Source organism: Streptomyces sp. NPDC059355 (assembly GCF_042752335.1).
Classification (GTDB): domain Bacteria; phylum Actinomycetota; class Actinomycetes; order Streptomycetales; family Streptomycetaceae; genus Streptomyces.
Map to the genome: position 1 here is coordinate 122,367 of NZ_JBHYXN010000017.1, position 24,566 is coordinate 146,932.

The 24,566-nt window shown below is 72.2% G+C and carries 21 protein-coding genes; 16 read left to right on the plus strand and 5 right to left on the minus strand.

The features are described 5' to 3' along the window. Positions 1-89: 89 nt before the first annotated feature. The 7 genes from rsmD to mutM all read left to right on the plus strand — a co-directional run bounded on the left by rsmD (position 90) and on the right by mutM (position 5,246). Complete coding sequence (gene rsmD, locus ACFXGI_RS18465; protein ID WP_384707364.1) at positions 90-668, plus strand: 16S rRNA (guanine(966)-N(2))-methyltransferase RsmD; 579 nt, start codon at positions 90-92, stop codon at positions 666-668. Between the two features lie 29 nt (positions 669-697). Next, on the plus strand, positions 698-1,177 hold the full coding sequence (gene coaD / locus ACFXGI_RS18470) for a pantetheine-phosphate adenylyltransferase (protein WP_384707367.1): 480 nt from the start codon (positions 698-700) through the stop codon (positions 1,175-1,177). A 104-nt stretch (positions 1,178-1,281) separates the two neighbouring features. Beyond that, positions 1,282-2,379: a DivIVA domain-containing protein gene (locus ACFXGI_RS18475; RefSeq protein ID WP_384707370.1), complete on the plus strand. Its 1,098-nt coding sequence runs from the start codon at positions 1,282-1,284 to the stop codon at positions 2,377-2,379. A gap of 69 nt (positions 2,380-2,448) precedes the next feature. Next, on the plus strand, positions 2,449-3,159 hold the full coding sequence (locus tag ACFXGI_RS18480) for a YceD family protein (RefSeq protein WP_384707373.1): 711 nt from the start codon (positions 2,449-2,451) through the stop codon (positions 3,157-3,159). A gap of 2 nt (positions 3,160-3,161) precedes the next feature. Next, a complete protein-coding gene (gene rpmF, locus ACFXGI_RS18485; RefSeq protein ID WP_003965982.1) occupies positions 3,162-3,335 on the plus strand; it encodes a 50S ribosomal protein L32 in 174 nt (57 codons plus the stop codon). Positions 3,336-3,354: 19 nt separating this feature from the next. Continuing rightward, on the plus strand, positions 3,355-4,233 hold the full coding sequence (rnc, locus tag ACFXGI_RS18490) for a ribonuclease III (protein ID WP_384707376.1): 879 nt from the start codon (positions 3,355-3,357) through the stop codon (positions 4,231-4,233). 152 nt (positions 4,234-4,385) lie between these two features. After that, entirely contained in the window at positions 4,386-5,246 is an 861-nt protein-coding gene (mutM, locus tag ACFXGI_RS18495; RefSeq protein ID WP_384707379.1) for a bifunctional DNA-formamidopyrimidine glycosylase/DNA-(apurinic or apyrimidinic site) lyase, read from the plus strand. Here mutM and ACFXGI_RS18500 read toward each other — a convergent pair. Both ACFXGI_RS18500 and ACFXGI_RS18505 read right to left on the minus strand, forming a co-directional pair. After that, complete coding sequence (locus ACFXGI_RS18500) at positions 5,219-5,596, minus strand: winged helix-turn-helix transcriptional regulator (RefSeq protein WP_384707382.1); 378 nt, start codon at positions 5,594-5,596, stop codon at positions 5,219-5,221. The two genes, mutM and ACFXGI_RS18500, sit on opposite strands and share 28 nt — an antisense overlap. Positions 5,597-5,664: 68 nt before the next feature. Further along, on the minus strand, positions 5,665-6,630 hold the full coding sequence (locus ACFXGI_RS18505) for a CAP domain-containing protein (protein WP_384707385.1): 966 nt from the start codon (positions 6,628-6,630) through the stop codon (positions 5,665-5,667). A gap of 135 nt (positions 6,631-6,765) precedes the next feature. Between ACFXGI_RS18505 and ACFXGI_RS18510 the strand changes: the two genes are divergently transcribed. From ACFXGI_RS18510 to ACFXGI_RS18525, 4 genes are all read left to right on the plus strand, one after another. After that, positions 6,766-7,047 carry an acylphosphatase gene (locus ACFXGI_RS18510; protein ID WP_384707388.1) on the plus strand — a complete coding sequence of 94 codons (282 nt, stop codon included), beginning with the start codon at positions 6,766-6,768 and terminating at the stop codon, positions 7,045-7,047. Positions 7,048-7,397: 350 nt separating this feature from the next. Next, positions 7,398-7,613, plus strand: a complete 216-nt coding sequence (locus tag ACFXGI_RS18515; RefSeq protein WP_030859887.1) for a hypothetical protein — start codon at positions 7,398-7,400, stop codon at positions 7,611-7,613. 166 nt (positions 7,614-7,779) lie between these two features. Beyond that, the gene (locus ACFXGI_RS18520; protein ID WP_384707391.1) at positions 7,780-11,700 is read left to right on the plus strand and encodes an AAA family ATPase; all 3,921 of its coding nucleotides are present in this window, start codon (positions 7,780-7,782) and stop codon (positions 11,698-11,700) included. A 211-nt stretch (positions 11,701-11,911) separates the two neighbouring features. Beyond that, positions 11,912-13,348 (plus strand): sugar porter family MFS transporter, encoded by a 1,437-nt coding sequence (locus ACFXGI_RS18525; protein ID WP_384707394.1) that lies wholly within the window; start codon positions 11,912-11,914, stop codon positions 13,346-13,348. Between the two features lie 49 nt (positions 13,349-13,397). Here ACFXGI_RS18525 and ACFXGI_RS18530 read toward each other — a convergent pair whose 3' ends face one another. Together ACFXGI_RS18530 and ACFXGI_RS18535 are read right to left on the minus strand one after the other, a co-directional pair. Beyond that, on the minus strand, positions 13,398-14,384 hold the full coding sequence (locus ACFXGI_RS18530) for an LLM class flavin-dependent oxidoreductase (RefSeq protein WP_384707396.1): 987 nt from the start codon (positions 14,382-14,384) through the stop codon (positions 13,398-13,400). Between the two features lie 63 nt (positions 14,385-14,447). Beyond that, a complete protein-coding gene (locus ACFXGI_RS18535) occupies positions 14,448-15,962 on the minus strand; it encodes a cytosine permease (protein WP_384707399.1) in 1,515 nt (504 codons plus the stop codon). A 143-nt stretch (positions 15,963-16,105) separates the two neighbouring features. On the opposite strand from ACFXGI_RS18535, the gene ftsY reads away from it, so the two are divergent. Beyond that, positions 16,106-17,326: a signal recognition particle-docking protein FtsY gene (gene ftsY / locus ACFXGI_RS18540; protein WP_384707402.1), complete on the plus strand. Its 1,221-nt coding sequence runs from the start codon at positions 16,106-16,108 to the stop codon at positions 17,324-17,326. 76 nt (positions 17,327-17,402) lie between these two features. Here ftsY and ACFXGI_RS18545 read toward each other — a convergent pair whose 3' ends face one another. After that, on the minus strand, positions 17,403-18,071 hold the full coding sequence (locus ACFXGI_RS18545; protein ID WP_384707405.1) for a bifunctional DNA primase/polymerase: 669 nt from the start codon (positions 18,069-18,071) through the stop codon (positions 17,403-17,405). Between the two features lie 408 nt (positions 18,072-18,479). On the opposite strand from ACFXGI_RS18545, the gene ACFXGI_RS18550 reads away from it, so the two are divergent. The 4 genes from ACFXGI_RS18550 to ACFXGI_RS18565 all read left to right on the plus strand — a co-directional run bounded on the left by ACFXGI_RS18550 (position 18,480) and on the right by ACFXGI_RS18565 (position 24,506). Beyond that, on the plus strand, positions 18,480-19,985 hold the full coding sequence (locus ACFXGI_RS18550) for a hypothetical protein (protein ID WP_384707408.1): 1,506 nt from the start codon (positions 18,480-18,482) through the stop codon (positions 19,983-19,985). Positions 19,986-20,365: 380 nt separating this feature from the next. Then, a complete protein-coding gene (locus ACFXGI_RS18555) occupies positions 20,366-21,712 on the plus strand; it encodes an ammonium transporter (protein ID WP_384707411.1) in 1,347 nt (448 codons plus the stop codon). Beyond that, positions 21,709-22,047 (plus strand): P-II family nitrogen regulator, encoded by a 339-nt coding sequence (locus ACFXGI_RS18560; RefSeq protein ID WP_099889273.1) that lies wholly within the window; start codon positions 21,709-21,711, stop codon positions 22,045-22,047. Before ACFXGI_RS18555 ends, ACFXGI_RS18560 begins: the two co-directional genes overlap by 4 nt. A 38-nt stretch (positions 22,048-22,085) precedes the next feature. Then, positions 22,086-24,506: a [protein-PII] uridylyltransferase gene (locus tag ACFXGI_RS18565; protein ID WP_384707437.1), complete on the plus strand. Its 2,421-nt coding sequence runs from the start codon at positions 22,086-22,088 to the stop codon at positions 24,504-24,506. Positions 24,507-24,566: the final 60 nt, after the last annotated feature.

The following is a 24,566-nucleotide window of genomic DNA, read 5'->3' on the forward strand; positions in this document are numbered from 1 at the left end:
TCGCCCGGTACCGCCCGGGGCCGTCCCGAGCGGTACGACCTATCGTGGAACTCCGCAGTAGCCATGACCGTCGTACCGAAGGACCCCAGATGACCCGCGTGATCGCCGGCAGCGCCGGCGGGCGACGGCTGACCGTGCCCCCGGGCACCGGCACCCGGCCGACCTCGGACCGGATGCGTGAAGGCCTGTTCTCCACCTGGGAGTCGCTGCACGGCATCGACGGGGCCCGGGTCCTCGACCTGTACGCGGGCTCCGGCGCCGTCGGCCTGGAGGCCCTCTCCCGCGGCGCGGCCCACGCGCTGCTGGTGGAGCCCGAGGCCAAGGCCGCCAAGGCGATCCGGGACAACATCAAGGCGCTGGGCCTGCCCGGCGCCGAGTTCCGGGCGGGCAAGGCGGAGCAGATCGTGGCGGTCCCGGCGGGCGCCGACCCGTACGACGTCGTCTTCCTGGACCCGCCGTACGCCGTCGGCCACGACGATCTTGGCGAGATCCTGCTCACACTCCGCGCCAATGGCTGGCTCACGGACGATGCGCTCGTCACCGTGGAGCGCAGTACGCGCAGCGGCGCCTTCCCGTGGCCCGAGGGCTTCGGGCCGCTGCGCTCCCGCAAGTACGGCGAAGGCACCCTTTGGTACGGTCGCGCCGCCTTCACCAGCGAAGACTCATGATGCCCGCATCGGAGAGCGAGGGACCCAAGTTGCGCCGAGCCGTCTGTCCCGGGTCATTCGACCCCATCACCAACGGACACCTCGACATCATCGGCCGGGCCTCCCGGCTCTACGACGTCGTGCACGTCGCCGTGATGATCAACCAGTCCAAGCAGGGGCTGTTCACCGTCGAGGAGCGGATCGAGCTGATCCGCGAGGCGACCGCCGACTACGGCAACATCGAGGTGGAGTCCTTCCACGGACTGCTCGTCGACTTCTGCAAGCAGCGCGACATCCCGGCCATCGTCAAGGGCCTGCGCGCGGTCAGCGACTTCGACTACGAGCTCCAGATGGCCCAGATGAACATGGGCCTCTCGGGAGTCGAGACGCTGTTCGTGCCGACCAACCCCACCTACAGCTTCCTGTCGTCCTCCCTGGTCAAGGAAGTCGCGACCTGGGGCGGCGACGTCGCCCACCTGCTGCCGCCGCACGTGCACGCGGCGCTGACCGAGCGGCTCGCGAACCGCTGACGGACTGACGGGCCGTCAGTCCGGTGCCGGGCGTTCACCCGGTGGCCTTACAGTCGTCCCGTCCGTCTCAGGAACCGCCCGAGGCCGAGAGAGTGCGAGCCCCCATGGACGTGCAGAAGAAGCTCGACGAGATCGTCGCGGCCGTCGGCGGCGCCCGGTCCATGCCCATGTCGGCCTCCTGCGTGATCAACCGCGCCGAGCTGCTCGCGCAGCTCGAAGAGGTGCGCGAGGCGCTGCCCGGCTCGCTCGCGCAGGCGCAGGAGCTCATCGGGGGCCGGCAGCAGATGGTCGAGGACGCCCGCCGCGAGGCGGAGCAGATCATCGAGTCGGCGCACGCCCAGCGCGGTTCGCTCATCTCCGACACCGAGGTCGCGCGCCGCTCGCAGGCCGAGGCGGACCGGATCCTGGCGGATGCCCGCAGGGAGGCCGACGAGATCCGCGCCGAGGCCGACGACTACGTCGACAGCAAGCTCGCGAACTTCGAGGTCGTGCTCAGCAAGACCATCGGTTCCGTCGACCGCGGCCGCGAGAAGCTCCTGGGCCGCGGGCCCGGGCTCGACGAGGACGGCTTCCCGGACGCCGAGGCGCCCGAGCGCAGCCACGATCCGCAGACGCAGCGCCAGCAGGCGGACGCGTACGTGGACACCAAGCTGGCGACCTTCGAGGCGGTCCTCTCCAAGACCCTGGAGGCGGTCGGCCGGGGCCGGCAGAAGCTTCTGGGCCGGGTGCCCACCGACGACCTCGGCGCACACATGGCCGCCCAGGACGCCGCGGGCGCGCAGCAGTCCCGCTCGGCGAGCGACGCGGACTTCCTGGCGGGCCTGGCGGAGCCCGCGGCCCCGGTGATCCCGGCGCAGGCCCAGCAGGAGCCCGCGTACGACGCGTACGGCTACCAGCAGCCGCAGCAGCAGGATGCCTACGCCTACCAGGACCCTTACGCCTACCAGCAGCAGGTCCAGCAGTCGGACCCGTACGCGGCGATGGGCTACGAGCAGCAGCCGGACCCGTACGCCGGTGCAAGCACCGGCTCCACCGGTGCGGCTTACGCCGCGCAGTACGCCGCGCAGCAGCCGCAGGCCGCACAGCACCAGACCCAGCAGGCCCAGCAGCACCCCGAGCAGCCCGCGCTCGACGAGACCAGCTTCTTCGACACGAGCATGATCAACCTGGACCAGCTGCGCCAGTACGAACAGGGTCGCTGAGGCCGGATTGGGCTCAGAGCGAAGCGCCGGGTATCCTGGCTCTTCGGTCGCGCGTATGCACCGCGATCCATGCTGCCCTTATGTGGCGGAATCTTTGATCTTCAGCGATCTGTGAAAGCAGGAACGGCCCTGAATACCCGCCTCGACCACCGCAACCCCCTCGTGTTCGACACGCACGAGCTGGGTCGGCGTCCTGGTGCCATGCAGCGGCTGTCCCGTGAGATCGCGACACCGGCGGACTTCGGTCTCGTCGGCGTCATCGGGGTACCGGAAGGCGCCCCGATGAAGCTCAGCCTCCGCCTGGAGTCGGTCATGGAAGGGGTGCTTGTCACAGGCACCGCCCGTGCATCGGCCGTAGGGGAGTGCGTAAGGTGTCTGGAGTCCGTCGAGCGCGAGCTCAAGGCGGACTTCCAGGAGATGTTCTCGTACCCTGACGCCGACGACCGGAGCCGCGCCAAAGCGGAGCCGGCCGACGACGCCGAGGACGACGAGGACACGCTCTTCCTCGAGGACGGCTTGTTCGACCTCGAACCCGTGCTGCGTGATGTGGTGGTGCTTGCACTGCCCATGCAGCCGGTGTGCCGGGAGGACTGTCTCGGACTGTGCCCCGATTGCGGGCTCAGCCTGAACGACGACCCGGACCACCACCATGACGCCGTCGACATCCGTTGGGCGGCATTGCAGGGACTCGTCGTGACCGATCAGGACGACGAGAAGGACAACATGAGCGGCACTGCCTCTGACGGAGTTCAGGGCGCCGCCGAGAAGCAGGAGAAGTAGCCGTGGCTGTTCCGAAGCGGAAGATGTCGCGCAGCAACACGCGCCACCGCCGGTCGCAGTGGAAGGCTGCGGTCCCCACCCTGGTTTCGTGTGAGCGTTGCCAGGAGCCGAAGCTCCAGCACATCGCGTGCCCGAGCTGCGGCACCTACAACAAGCGCCAGGTCCTCGAGGTCTGAGCGGCTGGTGAGAGGCGCAATGTCTGAGCTGTCCAACGCTGAGAAGCAGGCAGACAGTAACAACGCGGCCTCGTCCCACACGCTTCTGGAAGGGCGGCTCGGGTATCGACTCGAGTCCGCCCTTCTGGTGCGTGCACTGACCCACCGCTCGTACGCGTACGAGAACGGCGGTCTGCCCACCAACGAGCGCCTGGAGTTCCTCGGGGACTCCGTGCTCGGCCTGGTGGTCACGGACACGCTGTACACGACCCACCCCGACCTGCCCGAAGGCCAGCTGGCCAAGCTTCGGGCCGCGGTGGTCAACTCGCGCGCACTGGCGGAGGTCGGGCGCGGCCTCGACCTAGGCTCCTTCATCCGGCTCGGCCGGGGTGAAGAGGGCACGGGTGGCCGGGACAAGGCCTCCATCCTCGCCGACACGCTTGAAGCGGTGATCGGCGCGGTCTACCTCGATCAGGGCCTCGACGCGGCCTCGGAGCTGGTTCACCGGCTCTTCGACCCGCTCATCGAGAAGTCCTCGAACCTCGGTGCCGGCCTGGACTGGAAGACCAGTCTCCAGGAGCTCACGGCGGCCGAAGGCCTCGGCGTACCGGAATACCTGGTGACCGAGACCGGTCCGGACCACGAGAAGACCTTCACCGCTGCCGCCCGCGTCGGTGGTGTCTCGTACGGCACCGGCACCGGCCGCAGCAAGAAGGAAGCGGAACAGCAGGCCGCGGAGTCCGCATGGCGCGGAATCCGGGCCAAGGCGGACGAGCGGATCGCGGCGGAAGCCGCGGCATCCGCCGCCGCCCAGGTCGCGGTGACGGCTCCGGCCGACACCGAGGCCGATGCCGCGGTCTCGGCATCGGCCGAGGACGGCGGGTCGCCGACGCCCGCCGACCCGACGCCGAACGGCTGAGCCCTTCCTTCGGGATCTCCCGCCCGCCCCTGCCACCGCGCAGGGGCGGGCGGCCTCGTTTCCGGGCCGGGCGGGGCGGGCCGGCACGGGGCCGGTACGCTCGCGGAGAGCCGCCAGAACGCATCACGACCGCATCGTCCCGGAGGACCGCCGTGCCCGAGCTGCCCGAAGTCGAAGTCGTACGGCGGGGCTTGGAGCGCTGGGTGGCCGGCCGGACCGTCGCGGCCGTCGAGGTGCTCCACCCGCGCGCGGTACGCCGCCACCCGGCCGGCGGGGCCGATTTCGCCGCCCGGCTCACGGGCGGGACGATCGGCGTCCCGCAGCGGAGGGGCAAGTACCTGTGGCTGCCCCTGGAGGGGCGGGACCTCTCGGTGCTCGGGCACCTCGGCATGAGCGGACAGCTCCTGGTGCAGCCGGAGGAGGCCGCCGACGAGAAGCACCTGCGCATCCGCGTGCGCTTCGAGGACGCCGCCGGGACCGAGCTCCGCTTCGTCGACCAGCGCACCTTCGGCGGGCTCTCGCTCCACGAGAACACGCCCGACGGGCTGCCCGACGTCATCGCCCACATCGCCCGGGACCCGCTGGACCCCCTCTTCGACGAGGCCGCCTACCACGCGGCGCTGCGCGCCAAGCGGACCACCGTCAAGCGGGCCCTGCTGGACCAGTCCCTGATCAGCGGGGTCGGCAACATCTACGCCGACGAGGCGCTGTGGCGGGCGCGGCTGCACTACGAGCGCGCCACCGCCACGCTGACGCGCCCCCGGAGCGCGGAACTGCTCGGCCACGTGCGGGACGTGATGAACGCGGCCCTGGACGTCGGCGGCACCAGCTTCGACAGCCTGTACGTCAATGTGAACGGTGAATCCGGTTACTTCGACCGGTCGCTCGACGCCTACGGGCGCGAGGACGAGCCCTGCCGGCGCTGCGGCACCCCGATGCGCCGCCGCCCGTGGATGAACCGGTCCAGCTACTTCTGCCCGCGCTGTCAGCGGCCGCCGCGCGTGGCGTCGTAGGACTCCCGCGCGTCGATGACCCGGGGCATGCTGTCTTCGAGGAAGTGGATGAGCGCGAGCAGCCGGTCGGCGATCTCGACGCCGAGCGGGGTCAGCTCGTAGTCGACGCGCGGCGGGTTCGTCGGCTGTGCCTCGCGGTTGACGATGCCGTCGCGCTCCAGTGCCTGCAGGGTCTGGGAGAGCATCTTCTCGCTCACGCCGTCGACCTTGCGGCGCAGCTCGTTGAACCGGCACGAGCCGTCGCGCAGGGCGCCCACCGTGAGGCTGCCCCAGCGGCCCGTGACGTGCTCCAGGGTCCCCCGGGACGGGCACGCGCGCGCGAAGGCGTCAAACGGCAGTTCAGTCTCCATGCCGACCAGCTTAACTCCGGACAGCGCTGGCCAGAAGAGTGCGCTTTCGATCAGTAAGTGCGCTGCGGTCAGAAGCCGAAGTCCTGAGTCCACCAGGGGCCGCCGGCGGCGACGTACACGCCGACACCGAGGGTGCGGAACTCGCAGTTGAGGATGTTCGCCTTGTGGCCGGGGCTGTTCATCCAGGCGTTCATGACCGCCTGGGCGTCGCCCTGGCCGCGGGCGATGTTCTCACCGCCGAGCCCGGAGAGGCCCGCCTTGGTGGCGCGGTCCCACGGGGTGTTCCCGTCGGGGTCGGTGTGGTCGAAGAAGCCGCGGGTGGCCATGTCCTTGCTGAAGGAGCCGGCCAGCGCCGCGAGCGGCGGGTTCGCCCGGACCGGACCGCAGCCGGCCTGCGCGCGTTCCTGGTTGACCAGGGTGAGCACGGCGGTCTCCTCCGCGGAGTGGCCGTCGTCGGGCGTCGGGGCCGGCGTGGCCGACGGGGTCGATGGCGTCGGCGTGGTCGGCGGGGCGGGCGGCTTGGGCGGGGCCGGCGGCTTGGGCGCGGCCGCCTTCGGCGGCACGGGCACCGGGACCGGCAGCGGGCTCTGCTGCGGCTTCGCCTGCACCTTGGCGGGGGCGGATGCGGATGCCGATGCCGACGGGGTGGGTGAGGCGGAGGGGGTCGGCGAGGCCGACGGGGAGGGAGGGGCGGACGGCGAGGGTGAGACCGAGGGAGAGGCCGAGGGCGACGGGCCGTCCGAGTCGGGGCCGGCGGAGGCGCGGCCGGAGAGGTTGGCGAGGCCGCCCTGCTGCTCGGGCACGGGCGCCGGGCTCGGCGAGGCCTCCGTCTCGGCCCCGGCCTGCGTCTTCGCGGTCGAGCCGTCGGCGCTGACGCCGACATAGGGGAAGGAACTGCCGACCGGCACCATGCCCGTGGTCACCGCCGCGGTGCCGAGGACCACGGCCACGGCGCCTCCCAGCAGGGCGGTGCGCACGAGGGTGCGGCGGTTGCCGTCGCGGACCGGCGCGGCGTGAAGTCGGTGGCGTCCCATCGGCGACGTGCCTTCCTTGCGGCTCAAGATCATCCCTTACTCACCCAAATGGGTGAGTTCACTGGTGCGCGACTGTACGCGATGGGGCGCCGGGGCGATGTGGGGCGAAACTCGTCGCCCCGTTAGCGTTCACGCATGAACGAAGATGTCCGCATGACCGCGTGGGTGCGCGGCCGTGTACAGGGAGTGGGCTTCCGCTGGTTCACCAGGGCCAATGCGCTGGAGATCGGCGGAGTCGTCGGGTTCGCGCTCAACCTCGACGACGGGCGAGTGCAGGTGGTGGCCGAAGGTCAACGTGAGAATTGCCACCGGCTGCTCGACTGGCTGCGCTCCGCCGACACGCCCGGGAGGGCGGACGGAGTGACAGAGATCTGGGGCACACCGCGTGGTGGCTACGACGGGTTCGCGATCCGTTGACGGATCGGCTGATCATGTACTGATCACATCTCCAGGGGGCCCGCACCCTGCCGGATCTGCGCGTTCCGCCGTCGAGGCGTTGCCGGAGGCGGTGTTCCGTGGAAGGCTCGGAACAGCGGACGATCTCCACGCCCCTTGGGAGAACCGGGCTGCCCGCCGATACGGGGTGTGATCGTGTTGACCGTCAAACTTTTTGGTGAGACGCTGGAAGCCCCGCGCACCTGAGCTGTTTGGCAGTGCTGGCAGTACGAAGCGCAGTGACTGACAGTCGCTGCCGGACATCCGCGGGTGCGATTCCCTCACGACCCACACCGCTTCGGTCGGTCACTCAGTGTGGAGGACCATCCATCATGGCAAAGGCGCTTCTCGGTTACGTCGGCGGTTCCGATCCGCGACTCCTCGCCGAGATGCGACGGCTTCAGCAGCGCGTCCAGGACCTCGAGTCCGAGCTCACACGGATTCAGTCCGAAAACGACGCGCTGAACGCGGCCGCCGCTCAGCACGGAGACTCGCTGCTGGACCGCATCGACATCGACGTACCCCAGGCGGAGCCTGCGCTCACCTGATCCGCGCTCTACCCGTCGCTCGAATCCAGCTCCGCATGATCTGCAAGGGACGCTTCGGCGTCCCTTCTTTCTTGCTTGGGCCAGGTGGGGGGACGATTCCTTTGACGTCGGTTGTGCCCTGCACCTTCATGGGTGAAACCGCACGCAAAAGGTAGAGTCCGGCGGCGTGCACCTCAAGTCCCTGACCCTGCGTGGCTTCAAGTCGTTCGCCTCCGCAACCACCCTGCGCTTCGAGCCCGGCATCACGTGTGTCGTGGGCCCCAACGGCTCGGGCAAGTCCAATGTGGTGGACGCGCTGTCCTGGGTCATGGGGGAGCAGGGGGCCAAGTCCCTGCGCGGCGGCAAGATGGAGGACGTCATCTTCGCCGGCACCACCGGGCGACCGCCGCTCGGGCGGGCCGAGGTGTCACTGACCATCGACAACTCCGACGGCGCCCTGCCGATCGAGTATGCCGAGGTCACGATCACGCGCATCATGTTCCGCGGCGGCAGCAGCGAGTACCAGATCAACGGTGACACCTGCCGGCTGCTCGACATCCAGGAGCTGCTCTCCGACTCCGGCATCGGCCGTGAGATGCACGTCATCGTCGGACAGGGTCAGCTGGACTCCGTCCTGCACGCCGATCCGATGGGCCGGCGCGCCTTCATCGAGGAGGCGGCCGGTGTACTCAAGCACCGCAAGCGCAAAGAGAAGGCGCTGCGGAAGCTCGACGCGATGCAGGCGAACCTCGCGCGCGTGCAGGACCTCAACGAGGAACTGCGGCGCCAGCTGAAGCCGCTGGGGCGCCAGGCCGCGGTGGCCCGGCGGGCGGCCGTCATCCAGGCCGACCTGCGCGACGCGCGGCTGCGGCTGCTGGCCGACGACCTGGTGACGCTGCGGGGCGCGCTCGACGCGGAGATCGCGGACGAGGCGGCGCTGAAGGAGCGCAAGGAGGCGGCCGAGGCGCAGCTGGCGCAGGCGCTGCGGTGCGAGGCGGAGCTTGAGGAAACGGTGCGGCAGTTGACGCCGCGGCTCCAGCGGGCTCAGCAGACCTGGTACGAGCTCTCGCAGCTGGCCGAGCGGGTACGGGGGACCGCGTCCCTGGCCGACGCGCGGGTCAAGTCCGCTTCGGCCGCGGCCCCCGAGGAGGAGCGCCGCGGCCGCGACCCGGAGGACATGGAGCGGGAGGCCGCGCGGATCCGCGAGCAGGAGGCGGAGCTGACGGCCGCTCTGGAGGCGGCGTCGCGGGCGCTGGAGGACACCGTCGAGCACCGGGCGGAGCTGGAGCGGTCGCTGGCCGCGGAGGAGCGGCGGCTGCGGGACGCGGCGCGGGCCATCGCGGACCGGCGCGAGGGGCTGGCGCGGCTGACGGGCCGGCTGGGTGCGGCCCGGTCCCGGGCGGGGGCCGCGCAGGCGGAGATCGACCGGCTGGTTGCCGCGCGGGACGAGGCCGAGCTCCGCGCCGGCGCCGCGCAGGCGGAGTACGAGGCGCTGGCCGAGGAGGTCGGCGGGCTCGAAGACCCGGCGGTGGACGAGGAGTACGCGGCGGCCCGGGCGGAGCTGGCCGCGGCGGAGGCGGCGCTGGCGCAGGCGCGGGACGCGGTGGCGGCCGCGGAGAAGTCGCGGGCGGCGGTTTCGGCGCGGCGGGACGCCTTGGCGCTCGGGCTGCGGAGGAAGGACGGCACGGGGGCGCTGCTCGCCGCGCGCGAGCGGCTGGCGGGGTTGCTGGGGCCGGCGGCGGAGCGGCTGTCGGTGACTCCGGGGTACGAGGTGGCGGTGGCGGCGGCGCTCGGCGCGGCCGCGGACGCGCTGGCGGTGTCCTCGCCGGCCGCGGCGGCCGACGCCATCCGGTACCTCCGCGCCACGGACGCCGGCCGGGCCACCCTGCTCATCGCACCCCCGCCGGGCGGGATCCCGATCCCGGACCAGGGCGAGGCCCGGCCCCAGGCGGGGTCGCCGTCCGCGATCGCCTTCCCCGGCCAGGGGGTCGCCGCAGGCGGCGGCGCGGATGAGGCGGATCCGGCGGGCCGTTCGGCCGCGGACCCCCTCCCGGGCCGGGCCGCAGCCCCGGGCGGCGCCCCGGATGCCGGGCCCCGGGCTGGTTCGGCGCCCGGGATGCCCTTCCCGGGGCAGGCCGCCACCGGCGCGGACGCCTTGTCCCCGGTGGCCCGTTCGGCCGAAGCCCCGGCCCCGGGGGAGTCCGCGGCCGAGGGCGCCGGGCCGGGGGGCGCGTCCCCCCACCCTGCCCCCGTCCCCGGCCCCGTCCCTTCCCCCTCCACCGCATCAGGTGACCCCGCCGCGTGGCGGGGCTCCGCGCCGGGCGTCGTGCCTGCCGGGGAGCTTGTGCAGGGGGACGCCGGGGTCGTGCGGGCCGTGGGGTGGGTGCTGCGGGAGTACGTCGTCGTGGGGGAACTCGACGAGGCCGAGCGGATCGTCGGGGCGCGGCCCGGTCTCGTTGCCGTGACCCGGGACGGGGACGTGCTCGGCGCGCATCTCGCTCACGGGGGATCCGCCGGAGCGCCCAGTCTGATCGAGGTACAGGCCGCCGTCGACGAAGCCGACGCGGAACTGGTGCGGCTGGACGCCGAGTGCGCGGACAGCGCCTGCGCGCGGGATCGGGCCCAGCAGCTGCGGCGCGAGCTCGTCGCCCGGGTCGACGAGGTCGGCGACCGGCGGCGGGCCGGGGAGCAGGCCCGGGCCGGGGTGGCGCAGCAGCTGGGCCGCCTCGCCGGGCAGGCGAAGGGCGCCGTCGGCGAGGCCGAGCGCAGCGCCGCCGCCGCGGCCAAGGCGCAGGACGCGCTGGAGCAAGCGCTGGCCGAGGTCGAGGAGTGCGCCGAACGGCTCGCCATCGCCGAGGAGATGCCGGTGGAGGAGGAGCCGGACACCGCCGTGCGGGACCGGCTCGCCGCCGACGGCGCCAACGCCCGCCAGACCGAGATGGAAGCCCGACTGCAGCTCAGGACCCACGAGGAGCGGGTCAAGGGGCTGGCCGGCCGGGCCGATTCCCTGGACCGCGGCGCCCGCGCCGAACGCGAGGCCCGCGCCCGCGCCGAGCGCCGCCGGGCCCGGCTGCGCCACGAGGCCGAGGTCGCCCGCGCCGTCGCCGACGGGGCCCGGCAGCTCCTCGCGCACCTGGAGGTCTCGCTCCGCCGCGCCGAACAGGAGCGCGCCGCCGCCGAGCACGCCAAGGGCCTGCGCGAACGGGAACTCGGCGAGGCCCGCAACCGGGGCCGAGACCTCAAGGGCGAGCTCGACAAGCTCACCGACTCCGTGCACCGCGGCGAGGTGCTCGGCGCCGAGAAGAGGCTGCGCATCGAGCAGGTGGAGTCGCGCGCCCTGGAGGAGTTCGGGATGGAGGCGGCGGGGCTCGTCGCCGGGTACGGGCCGGACCAGCCCGTACCGCCGAGCCCGCCCGCCGAAGGCGAGGACCCGGACGCCGATGCCGATCCGGGTCCCTTCGTACGCGCGCAGCAGGAGAAGCGGCTGAGGGCGGCCGAGCGCGCGTACCAGCAGCTCGGCAAGGTCAACCCGCTCGCCCTGGAGGAGTTCGCGGCGCTGGAGGAGCGCCACCGCTTCCTCAGCGAGCAGCTGGAGGACCTCCGTAAGACCCGGGCCGATCTCCTTCAGGTAGTGAAGGAAGTCGACGAACGGGTCGAGCAGGTGTTCACCGAGGCCTACCGGGACACCGCCCTCCAGTTCGAGGGCGTCTTCTCGCGGTTGTTCCCCGGCGGCGAGGGCCGGCTGATCCTCACCGACCCCGACAACATGCTGACGACCGGCGTGGACGTGGAGGCCCGCCCGCCGGGCAAGAAGGTCAAGCGGCTCTCGCTGCTCTCCGGCGGCGAGCGCTCGCTGACCGCGGTCGCCCTGCTGGTGTCCATCTTCAAGGCCCGGCCCAGCCCGTTCTACGTGATGGACGAGGTCGAGGCCGCGCTCGACGACACCAACCTGCAGCGGCTGATCCGGATCATGGAGGAGCTCCAGGAGAGCTCGCAGCTGATCGTCATCACGCACCAGAAGCGGACCATGGAGGTCGCCGACGCGCTGTACGGCGTCTCCATGCAGGGCGACGGCGTCTCCAAGGTCATCAGTCAGCGGCTCCGCTGACCGGATCCATTTGTTCGAGAAATGAATGCCGGGTCTCCAAGGTGCCGTACAAGCGAACTTCTTCCCCCCTCTTGACTTCAAGAACTGAACGCATAGGCTCGCTCCCGCTGCCTTTCCCTTCGGGTGGTGCCGCATCTTCAGTTGTGCGCCACTGGAAGGAACCACCCCCACCCAGCCCGTCACCGCAGCCGGGCACCCGCAGGAGCAGACCTTGACCAGCAGCACAGCGCAGGCGCCGGTGCCGGGCGGCGGCGGCCGGGCCGCCCACCCCGACCACCTCGGGCACGTCATCTTCATCGCCGCCGCGGCCGCCATGGGCGGCTTCCTCTTCGGCTACGACAGCTCGGTCATCAACGGCGCCGTCGTGGCCATCCGCGAGCGGTTCGACGTCGGTTCGGCCGTACTCGCCCAGGTGATCGCCGCCGCGCTGATCGGCTGCGCGCTCGGTGCGGCCACCGCCGGCCGCATGGCCGACCGGATCGGCCGTATCCGCTGCATGCAGATCGCCGCGGTCCTGTTCACCGCGAGCGCGATCGGCTCGGCCCTCCCGTTCGCCCTCTGGGACCTCGCCTTCTGGCGCGTCGTCGGCGGCTTCGGCATCGGCATGGCCTCCGTCATCGGCCCCGCCTACATCGCCGAGGTCTCCCCGGCCGCCTACCGCGGCCGGCTCGCCTCGTTCCAGCAGGCCGCGATCGTCATCGGCATCGCCGTCTCCCAGCTCGTCAACTGGGGGATCCTGAACCTCGCCGGCGGCGACCAGCGCGGCGAGATCGGCGGCCTGGAAGCCTGGCAGTGGATGCTCGGCGTCATGGTCGTCCCGGCCGTGCTCTACGGGCTGATGTCCTTCGTCATCCCGGAGTCCCCCCGCTTCCTCGTCTCCGTCGGTCGTACGGACGACGCCAAGAAGGTGCTGACCGAGGTCGAGGGGTCGAAGATCGACCTGGACGGGCGCGTCGCCGAGATCGAGCACGCCATGCGCTCCGAGCACAAGTCCACCTTCAAGGACCTGCTCGGCGGCCGCTTCGGCTTCCTGCCCATCGTCTGGATCGGCATCGGCCTGTCCGTCTTCCAGCAGCTCGTCGGCATCAACGTGATCTTCTACTACAGCTCCTCGCTGTGGCAGTCGGTCGGCATCGACCCGAGCTCCTCCTTCCTGTACTCCTTCGAGACCTCCGTCGTGAACATCATCGGTACGGTGATCGCGATGATCTTCGTCGACCGGATCGGCCGCAAGCCCCTCGCGCTCATCGGCTCGGTCGGCATGGCGATCTCCCTGGGGCTCGCCGCGTGGGCCTTCTCCTACAAGGACACCAGCGGCGGCAACATCGCCCTGCCGCACACCCAGGGGCTCGTCGCCCTCATCGCCGCCAACTGCTTCGTCCTCTTCTTCGCCCTGTCCTGGGGCGTGGTGGTCTGGGTGCTGCTCGGCGAGATGTTCCCCGGACGCATCCGCGCCGCCGCCCTCGGCGTGGCGGCCGCCGCCCAGTGGATCGCCAACTGGGTCATCACCGTCTCGTTCCCGTCGCTGTCGGACTGGAACCTGTCCGGTGCGTACGTCATCTACGCGATCTTCGCCGCGCTCTCGATCCCGTTCATCCTCAGGTGGGTGCCGGAGACCAAGGGCAAGGCGTTGGAGGAGATGGGGTAACCACCCCCGCCAACACCCCCTCTCCTCTTACGGCAGGTGCTGCCCCCGCTCAGTCCTTGAGCCGGGGCAGCACCTGTTCGCACAACAGGTGCAGGCTGCGCCAGCCCTCGTCCAGCGGCATCCCGCCGCACAGCGGGTGCAGCACCAGGTTCCCCGCCTCGCCCGCGCCCCGGGCGTACGCGACCGCCTGGTCCGGGGTCAGCACCCGGTACACCCCCTCCGCGCGCAGCTCCGCGACCGAGCGCGCGGCCGACCGCACGGCGCTGCGGATGTCCTTCGACTGCCAGGACGCGTACATGCCCGCCTCGTGCAGGAAGCGGTCGCCGTACTCGGCCCAGACCCGGTCCGGGTCCTCCGCGATGTGCAGCAGCGGGGTCTCGGCGGCGGGCATCATGCAGAAGCCCTCCGTCCCGTGCTCCGCGAGCTGAGCCTGGTAGTACGCCTCCAGCTCCGGCAGGTGCGCGCTGGGGAAGAACGGCAGCCCGAGCCGGGCCGCGCGCCGGGCCGCCGCCTTGGAGCTGCCGCCGACCAGGAGCAGGGGATGCGGCTGCGTGAAGGGCCGAGGGGTGACGCGTACGGTACGGCCCCGGTACGCGAACGGCTCGCCGGTCCACGCCTGGAGCAGGGTCTCCAGCAGCTCGTCCTGGAGCCGGCCGCGCCGGCCCCACTCGACGCCGTGCTGCTCGTACTCCTCGGGCCGGTAGCCGATGCCCGCGACCGTGACCAGGCGGCCGCCGCTCAGCAGGTCCAGGACCGCGATGTCCTCCGCCACCTTCAGCGGGTCGTACAGCGGGCCGATGATCGCCGAGACGGTGACCGCGATCCGGCGGGTGGCGCCGAAGACGGCGCCCGCGAAGGCGAACGGCGAGGGCAGCCAGTTGTCGGCGGCGCCGTGGTGCTCCTCGGTCTGGACGGTGTCGATGCCGCGGTCGTCCGCGTACCTCGCCATCTCCAGCGCGGCCTTGTAGCGGGCGGAGAGGGTCTCGGGGGTGCCGTTCGGGTCGACGAGATTGAACCGGGCCACGGTGATGGGCATGAAGAAGTCCCCCTTCGCCGGATGTGGGTGCGCGGGCGAAGGGGGACGTTAGCTGACGCAGCGTCAGTTGGACAGGGATCCGGCGGCCGCGGGCTCGGGCTCCTCGGCCCCGGCGGCGGGGTCCGCCGCGGCCGCCGTGTGCGGCAGCACGGCGTACAGCACACCCGAGATGACGATGCCGGCCGCCCAGCCCAGGCCGTTGCGGCCGACCCAGGTGCCGGCGAGCGGCCCGCCGAACCAGTCGACCTTGGTGAAGAGCAGCCCCACCACCAGGGCCACGCCCCACGCGGTCATGGCCTGCCAGGCGTACCCGCCCCGGTACCAGTAGGCGCTGGTGCGGGTGGTGTCCAGCAGCGCGGCGCCGTCGTACGAGGTCCGGCGCAGCATGTCCACGCCGAAGACGCCGATCCAGGCGGAGAACGCCACCGCCAGCAGGGTCAGGAAGGAGATGAACGAACCGAAGAAGCTGGTCGCGACCACCATCAGCAGGAAGCCGAAGACCAGGCTGATGACGGCGTTGACGCTGACGGCCGCCGCCCGCGGGACCTTGATGCCGAGGGTCTGCGCCGTGATGCCGGCCGAGTACATGGACATCGAGTTGATCAGCAGCATGCCGACGAGCGCGATCAGCAGGTACGGCACCGCGATCCAGGCGGGCAGCAGATTGCCGATGAAGGAGACCGGGTCCTGCGCCGTGGCCAGGTCCGGGGTGCCGACGGCCATGACCGCGCCCATCAGCACCATCGGGATCACGACGACGGCCGCGCCGCCGATCGTCGCGCCGACCATGCCCTTGGCCGAGGCCGTACGCGGCAGGTAGCGGGTGAAGTCCGGGCCGGACGGGACCCAGCTGATGCCGCCCGCGGCGATCGTGCCGATACCGGCGATCATCATCGCGGTCGAGCCGGCCGGCTTGTCGAAGACGGCGGACCAGTCGGTCTCCACGACCAGATGGCCGAGCACGAGCACGCTGAAGCCGCCGAAGAGGTACGTCGACCAGGTCGAGCACGCGCGCAGCGCGCTGATGCCGAGACCGGACACCAGGAAAGTGCAGCCGACGAAGAGCACCAGGGTGACCACGATCAAGGCGGTGTTCCTGCGCACCCCGAACAGCAGGTCCAGCACGGTGAGCATGGCGAAGGCCCCGCTGACGGCGTTGATGGTCTCCCAGCCCCAGCGGGCGACCCAGATCAGGGCGCCGGGGAACAGGTTGCCGCGCTGGCCGAACACGGCCCGCGAGAGCGCCATGCCGGGGGCGCCGCCGCGCTTGCCGGCGATCGAGATCAGCCCGACGAGCCCGTACGAGACGACGGGCGCGGCGATCGCGACGACCAGCACCTGCCAGATGTTGAGCTTGTTGAAGATCACCAGGCCGGCGCCCATGGTCAGCAGCAGCACGCTGATGTTGGCGGCGACCCAGGTGGGCACGAGCTCGCGGACCCGGCCGCCGCGCTCGCCGTCCGGGACGGGCTCCAGGCCGCGGGTCTCGACCGACCGGTCGGCCGAGGTCTCGACGGGCGCCTCGGCGGACGTCTCGGTCGGCGTCTGTATGGCGCCGTCGGCGGGCTCGGCAGGCATGCGGTACTCCGGTGGGCAGGGCGTACGGGTAAGTCGCCCATCATCGTAGATGTGCCTCCAAGTCCACAAATGGAGGGTTACGGCCCTGCCGGAACCCTCGGAGTCGGGGGTCCGGGACCGCCGTGGCCGATACTGGACGGGTTATGGACATCCTCATCCTTGCCGTAGTCATCGCCCTGGTCGCGGTCGGCGCGATCAGCGGGCTCGTGGTCAGCAGCCGCAAGAAGAAGCAGCTGCCGCCCTCGGCACCGCCGAGCACGCCGACCATCACTGCCCCGCCCGCCGAACCGCAGGTGGGGGAGGACGCCGTAGAGACGGCGGAAGAGCCCCGCCGCACGATCGAGGAGGTCATCCTCCCCGAAGCGGAGGCTGCGGCTCCCGAGGCGCCCGCCGCCGTCGCCGAGCCCGAGGCGCCGGCCGCACCCGAGATCGAGGTGCCCGAGCCCACCGCCGGCCGCCTGGTCCGGCTGCGCGCCCGCCTCGCCCGGTCGCAGAACTCGCTCGGCAAGGGGCTGCTCACGCTGCTCTCGCGCGAGCACCTCGACGAGGACACCTGGGAGGAGATCGAGGAGACCCTCCTGATCGCCGACGTGGGTGTCGTGCCGACGCAGGAGCTCGTGGACCGGCTCCGCGAGCGGGTCAAGGTGCTCGGCACCCGCACCCCCGCGGACCTGCGCGCCCTGCTCAAGGAGGAGCTGCTGACCCTGGTCGGCACCGACTTCGACCGCGCCGTGAAGACCGAGAGCGGCGTGGACACCCCGGGCGTCGTGATGGTCGTCGGCGTCAACGGCACCGGTAAGACCACCACCACGGGCAAGCTGGCCCGCGTGCTCGTCGCCGACGGCCGCTCCGTGGTGCTGGGCGCGGCCGACACCTTCCGCGCCGCCGCCGCCGACCAGCTCCAGACCTGGGGCGACCGCGTGGGCGCCCGTACGGTACGCGGCCCCGAGGGCGGCGACCCGGCCTCGATCGCCTACGACGCGGTCAAGGAGGGCATCGCCGAGGGAGCCGACGTGGTGCTCATCGACACCGCCGGCCGCCTCCACACCAAGACCGGGCTCATGGACGAGCTCGGCAAGGTCAAGCGCGTCGTGGAGAAGCACGGCCCGCTGGACGAGGTCCTGCTGGTCCTGGACGCCACCACCGGGCAGAACGGCCTGACCCAGGCCCGCGTCTTCGCCGAGGTCGTGAACATCACCGGCATCGTGCTGACCAAGCTCGACGGCACCGCCAAGGGCGGCATCGTCGTCGCCGTCCAGCGCGAGCTCGGCGTCCCGGTCAAGCTCGTCGGTCTCGGCGAGGGCCCCGACGACCTCGCGCCCTTCGAGCCGGAGGCGTTCGTGGACGCCCTGATCGGCGACTGAGCGCAGACCGTACGCACGACACGCCCCCGCGTTCCGGCCGGAACCCGGGGGCGCTGCCGTAGGCCCTTTCGGCGGTCTAGCGCCGCAGCCGGTGGCAGATGTACGCGAGGGTGCCCAGCAGCAGCCGGGCCTGCGGCGGGCCGCCCGCGGAGTCCAGCGCGGGCGGGCGCAGCCAGCCGACCGGGCCCAGGCCCGCGAAGTCGGACGGCGGGGCGGTGAGGAAGGCGCCGGTCCCCAGCGCCCGCAGATCGAGGTCGGCGTCGTCCCAGCCCATCCGGTACAGCAGCTGCGGCAGCTCGGCGGCGGCGCCCGGGGCCACGAGGAACTGGGCCCGGCCGTCCGGGGTCGCCGTGACCGGCCCGAGTGGCAGGCCCATCCGCTCCAGGCGGACCAGCGCCCGGCGCCCCGCCTCCTCGGAGACCTCGATGATGTCGAAGGCGCGGCCGACGGGGAGCAGGACCGCCGCGCCCGGGTACCCGCTCCAGGTCTCGGTGACCTCGTCGAGGGTGGCGCCGGCCGGGACGGTCGGAGCGAGCGGCAGCGGATGCGCCCCCGGCGCGCTGCAATGCGTATGACCGCAGGAGCAGCCGCGGGCGGGGGCCGCGGCGCGGGCGCCGGGGACCACGTCCCAGCCCCACAGTCCGGTGTACTCCGCGACCGCCGTGCACTCCGAGGTCCGGCCGCGGCGCCGTGAGCCGGAACGGAACTCTTTGGTGCTGCGGCTGCCGCCGATCGTGAAGCCCATGCCCATGCCCCCTCCAACGGGTCGGACGCGCAGGTGGTTACGACGTCGACGGGACGGGATGCGGGGCCGGGTGCGAGCCCGGTGCCCGGAGGGGCTGCCCGGCGCACTCCTCGCCGCGCGCGCCCCCACCGCACTCCCGTCCATCCGATCGTTTTCGCCTCGGTGTCAAGTGAATCGCGCCTGGCGGGTGGCTAGTTCATTCAAAGGGGTGGCGAATGGTGGCGTTTCCGGAATCGACCTCGCGGAGGGGGTGATCGTAGGATTACTTTCAGTGCACCAAACCCCGAAGGCGGGCCGTCCGTGGTTATGCCGGAGGCAACGTGTGGAGGATCTGTGAAGGTCCGTGGCGGCGCTCGTCGCCCCAGCCAGGGTTTCGTGTGAAGAGGCTGAGTGGATGGGGGCGTTCCAGTGAGCGGCAACGACGCAAGCGGAACGAGCGTGGAGCCGGAGGTCCCAGGCTCAGCGGCCCGCAATGAGCAACTGACCTCCTGGTTCGTCCGCAGTGGCTGGTCGAAGGGCGAGCTCGCCCGCCAGGTGAACCGGCGCGCCCGGCAGATGGGCGCCCACCACATCAGCACGGACACCTCCCGGGTCCGCCGCTGGCTCGACGGCGAGCAGCCCCGCGAGCCCGTCCCGCGGATCCTGTCCGAGCTGTTCTCCGAGCGCTTCGGCTCCGTCGTGGCCATCGAGCAGCTCGGCCTGCGCTCCGCCCACCAGACGCCCTCCGTCTCCGGCGTCGACCTGCCCTGGGCCGGCCCGCAGACCGTCGAGCTGCTGGGGGAGTTCTCCCGCAGCGACCTGATGCTGGCCCGCCGCGGCTTCCTGGGGACCTCCCTCGCCCTCTCCGCGGGCCCCGCCCTCATCGAGCCCATGCAGCGCTGGCTCGTCCCGGTCGCCGCCGCCGACCCGGCCCCCCGCGAGGCGGGGGCGCCCGGCGCCCTCAGCGGCCACCGCCCGCCCCGGCTCTCCGAACCGGAACTCGGCCTCCTCGAAGCCACCACCGTCATGTTCCGCCAGTGGGACGCCCAGTGCGGCGGGGGACTGCGCCGCAAGGCCGTCGTGGGCCAGCTGCACGAGGTCACCGACCTGCTCCAGGAGAACCACCCGGCCCCCGTCATGCGCCGGCTCTTCAAGGTCGCCGCGGAACTGGCCGAACTGGCCGGCTGGATGAGCTACGACATCGGCCTGCACCCCACCGCGCAGAAGTACTTCGTCCTCGCGCTGCACGCCGCCAAGGAGGGCGGGGACAAGCCGCTCGGCTCGTACATCCTCTCCAGCATGAGCCGCCAGATGATCCACCTCGGCCGCCCCGAGGACGCCCTGGAACTCGTCCACCTCGCGCAGTACGGCAGCCGCGACTGCGCCGGCCCGCGCACCCAGGCCATGCTGTATGCGATGGAGGCCCGCGCCTACGCCAACATGGGCCAGCCCAGCCGCTGCAAACGAGCCGTCCGGATGGCCGAGGACGCCTTCTCCGACGTCGACTTCGGCGGCGAGCCCGAGCCCGACTGGATCCGGTTCTTCTCCGAGGCCGAGCTCAACGGCGAGAACTCCCACTCGTACCGCGACCTGGCCTACGTGGCCGGGCGCAGCCCCATGTACGCCTCCCTCGCCGAACCCGTGATGCAGCGGGCCGTGGACCTCTTCGAGAAGGACGAGGAGCACCAGCGCTCGTACAGCCTCAACCTGATCGGCATGGCCACCGTGCACCTGCTCCGGCGCGAGCCCGAGCAGGCCGTCGTCCTCGTCGGCCACGCCCTGAAGGTGGCGGAAAAGGTGCGGTCCGAACGGGTGAATACGCGGATCCGCAAGACCGTCGACAGCGCCGCCCGCGAGTACGGCGACGTCGCCGACGTGGTCCGGCTGACCGACCAGCTCGCCTCCCGGCTCCCCGAGGCCGCCGAGGCCGTCTGACGGCCCGCGCGGCCGCCCCCGAAGGCCCCGGCCGCGGCAGTCACCCCGTGAAGCCCGATCAGGCTCCCCCAGCCAGGTCCCCCGGGTGCTGCCGCGGCCGGCCACCTCTTTGCGTCTGAACCGACGCCGCTCTCGCGGAGGTGGTCGCTCGCCGCTGTGGTTCCTCAATTGATGGTTGCCGTGTTCACCACGTCGTAACACCACAGGTGCCTTCGTCATCGGTGCGAAACACCCAGCGGCGCCGCCGGAAACCGGCCTGCGCGAATCTCAGGGCCAATAACCGGCCAGCCCCCAGGCCCCCACCCCCGGCCTTACGCCTTGCGCCGCTCAGGTTTTCACGATCGCCCGCACGCGAACGTACCGACGACGAGGAGACGCCGATGGCATCAGCCATCACGACCCTCGCGGCAGACGCCCCGACGCTCTCTGCCGCGAACACCGGGTTCATGCTCATCTGCTCCGCCCTGGTCATGCTGATGACCCCCGGGCTCGCCTTCTTCTACGGAGGCATGGTCCGCGTCAAGAGCAGCCTCAACATGCTCATGATGAGCTTCATCAGCCTCGGGATCGTCACGATCCTCTGGGTCCTCTACGGCTTCAGCCTCGCCTTCGGCACCGACTCCGGCAGCCTCATCGGCTGGTCCTCCGACTACGTCGGCCTCAGCGGCATCGGCATCACCGAGCTGTGGGACGGGTACACCATCCCGGTCTACGTCTTCGCCGTCTTCCAGCTGATGTTCGCCGTCATCACCCCCGCCCTGATCAGCGGCGCCCTGGCCGACCGCGTGAAGTTCAGCGCCTGGGCCCTGTTCAGCGCCCTGTGGGTCACCGTCGTCTACTTCCCCGTCGCCCACTGGGTGTGGGGCGCCGGCGGCTGGCTCTTCGAGCTCGGCGTCATCGACTTCGCGGGCGGCACCGCCGTCCACATCAACGCCGGCGCCGCGGCCCTCGGCGTCATCCTGGTCATCGGCAAGCGCGTCGGCTTCAAGCGCGACCCGATGCGCCCGCACAGCCTCCCGCTCGTGATGCTCGGCGCCGGTCTGCTCTGGTTCGGCTGGTTCGGCTTCAACGCCGGCTCCTGGCTCGGCAACGACGACGGCGTGGGCGCGGTCATGTTCGTCAACACCCAGGTCGCCACCGCCGCCGCCATGCTCGCCTGGCTCGCGTACGAGAAGCTGCGCCACGGCTCCTTCACCACCCTCGGCGCCGCCTCCGGCGCGGTCGCCGGCCTCGTCGCCATCACACCCTCCGGCGGCTCCTGCTCCCCGCTCGGCGCGATCGCCATCGGCGCCATCGCCGGTGTCGTCTGCGCCATGGCCGTCGGCCTCAAGTACAAGTTCGGCTACGACGACTCCCTCGACGTCGTCGGCGTCCACCTCGTCGGCGGGGTCATCGGCTCGCTCCTCGTGGGCTTCTTCGCCACCGGCGGGGTCCAGTCCGACGCGGCCGGCCTCTTCTACGGCGGCGGCCTGGAACAGCTGGGCAAGCAGGCCATCGGAGTCTTCTCGGTCCTCGCCTACTCTCTCGTCGTGTCCGCGATCCTCGCCTTCCTCCTCGACAAGACCATCGGAATGCGGGTCACCGAGGACGACGAGGTCTCCGGCATCGACCAGGTCGAGCACGCCGAGACCGCCTACGACTTCAGCGGAGCCGGTGGCGGCGCCTCCTCCCGGAGCACCGCCTCACACGCCCCCGCTGCCGCCGCGAGCAAGAAGGTTGACGCATGAAGCTGATCACCGCGATCGTCAAGCCGCACCGGCTCGACGAGATCAAGGACGCCCTCCAGCGGTTCGGAGTCCAGGGACTCACCGTCTCCGAGGCCAGCGGGTACGGCCGCCAGCGCGGCCACACCGAGGTCTACCGCGGCGCCGAGTACACCGTGGACCTCGTACCGAAGATCCGTATCGAGGTGGTCGTCGAGGACGACGACGCCGAATCGGTGATGGACGTCCTGGTGCAGGGCGCCCGCACCGGAAAGATCGGTGACGGCAAGGTGTGGAGCGTCCCCGTGGACGCGATCATCCGCGTCCGCACCGGCGAGCGCGGCGCAGAAGCGCTGTAGGCGACGGGAGCTCCTGGGTGACGAGCGTCGAAGAGACCATGACGGGTGATTCCGACGAACCGTCCGCCTCGGGACCCAGCGGTTACGCCGCGGCCCGGCTGCGACTCCTCCAGGAGGAGTCGCGGTCCGGGCCTTCGCGGCGTTCCGCGCTGGCCGGGCTGACCGACGACTGGCTGAACGCCCTTTTCACCAAGGCCCTGCGGGAGACCGGGGTGCGGGGCGCCACCCTCGTCGCCGTCGGCGGCTACGGGCGTGCCGAACTCTCCCCGCGCAGCGACCTCGACCTGCTGCTGCTCCACGACGGCAAGGCGGAGCCGCGGGCGCTGAGCGCACTGGCCGACCGGATCTGGTACCCCGTGTGGGACCTGGGCGTGGCCCTCGACCACTCGGTGCGGACCCCGGGCGAGGCCCGCAAGACCGCCGCCGAGGACCTCAAGGTGCACCTGGGGCTGCTGGACGCCCGGCCGGTCGCGGGTGACGCGGGGCTGCTCGCGGGCCTGCGCACCTCGGTACTGGCCGACTGGCGCAACCAGGCCGCCAAGAGGCTCCCGCAGCTGCACGCGCTGTGCCGGGAGCGGGCCGAGCAGGCCGGGGAGCTGCGCTTCCTGCTGGAGCCCGACCTCAAGGAGGCCCGCGGCGGGCTCCGCGACGCCACCGCGCTGCGGGCGGTAGCCGCGTCCTGGCTGGCCGACGCCCCGCGCGAGGGGCTGGCCGAGGCCCGGCGGCGGCTGCTGGACGCGCGGGACGCGCTGCACCTGGTGACCGGCCGGGCGACCGACCGGCTCGCGCTCCAGGAACAGGACCAGGTGGCCGCCCAGCTGGGGATGCTCGACGCGGACGCGCTGCTGCGCGAGGTGTACGAGGCCGCGCGGGTCGTCGCGTACGCCGGAGACGTGACCTGGCGCGAGGTCGGGCGCGTCCTGCGGGCCCGGGCGGCCCGGCCGAGGCTGCGCGGGCTGCTGGGCACGCGGGGGGCCGCGGCGGCCGAGCGGGCCCCGCTCGCGGAGGGGGTCGTGGAGTCGGACGGCGAGGCTGTCCTGGCCCTGGCAGCCCGGCCCGACCGCGATCCGGTGCTGGCGCTGCGCTTCGGGGCCGCGGCCGCGCAGGCCGGGCTGCCGGTGTCGCTGCACGCCGTACGACGGCTCGCGGCGCAGGCCAAGCCGCTGCCGGTGCCGTGGCCCGCCGAGGCGCGGGAGCAGCTGCTGACCCTGCTGGGGGCGGGGGAGCCGACGGTGGCGGTCTGGGAGGCGCTGGAGGCCGAAGGCCTGATCACGCGGCTGCTGCCCGACTGGGAACGGGTGCGGTGCCGGCCGCAGCGCAATCCCGTGCACACCTGGACGGTGGACCGCCACCTGGTGGAGACGGCGGTGCGGGCCTCCGCCCTGACCCGCCGGGTCGGCCGGCCCGACCTGCTGCTGATGGCAGCCCTGCTGCACGACATCGGCAAGGGCTGGCCGGGGGACCACTCGGTGGCGGGCGAGACGATCGCCCACGACGTGGCCGTGCGCGTGGGCTTCGACGAGCGGGACGCCGCCGTGCTGGGGGTCCTCGTACGGCACCACCTGCTGCTGATCGACACCGCGACGCGGCGCGACCTCGACGACCCGGCGACGGTCCGCTCGGTCGCGCAGGCCGTGGGATCGCTCGGCACGCTGGAGATCCTGCACGCGCTGACCGAGGCCGACGCGCTGGCCACCGGCCCAGCGGCCTGGAGCACGTGGCGCGGCTCCCTGGTGGCGGACCTGGTGGGACGGGTGGCCTCCGTGCTGCGGGGGGCGCCGCAGCCGGCGGCGGAACCGGCCATCCCGACGACCGAGCAGGAACGCCTCGCGGTGGAGGCGCTGCGCACCGGGGAGCCGGTCCTGGCGCTGCACGCGCGCCAGGAGGAGGACGACGCGGTCGGCGTCGAACTGGTGGTGGCGGTCCCGGACCAGCCGGGGGTGCTCCCGGCGGTGGCCGGCGTACTGGCCCTGCACCGGCTCACGGTCCGGGCCGCGGACCTGCGCTCGCTGGAACTGTCCGATCTGGTGGGCGAGGTCCTCGTCCTGCACTGGCGGGTGGCGGCGCAGTACGGGGCGCTGCCCGAGGCGGCGCGGCTGCGGACGGACCTGATCCGGGCGCTGGACGGCTCGCTGGACGTCCCGGCGAAGCTCGCGGACCGCGAGGCGGCGTACCCGCGGCGGCGCGGGGTGGTCCCGCCGCCGCCCCGCGTCACGGCGGTCCCGGAGGTGTCCTCGCTGGCCACGGTCCTGGAGGTGCGGGCCCCCGACGCGGTGGGTCTGCTGCACCGGATCGGGCGCGCGCTGGAGTCCTCCGGGGTGCGGGTGCGCAGCGCGCACGTGTCGACGCTGGGCGCCAACGCCGTGGACTCCCTGTACGTGGTCGACCCCGACGGCAAACCGCTCCCGCTCCCCGCCGCGACCGCCCTGGCCGCCGCCCTGGAGGCCGCCCTCCATTGACCCGGGGCCCCCGCCCCCGTCCGGAAACGGGTGGGTCCCCGGACGGGGGGAGGGCCCGAT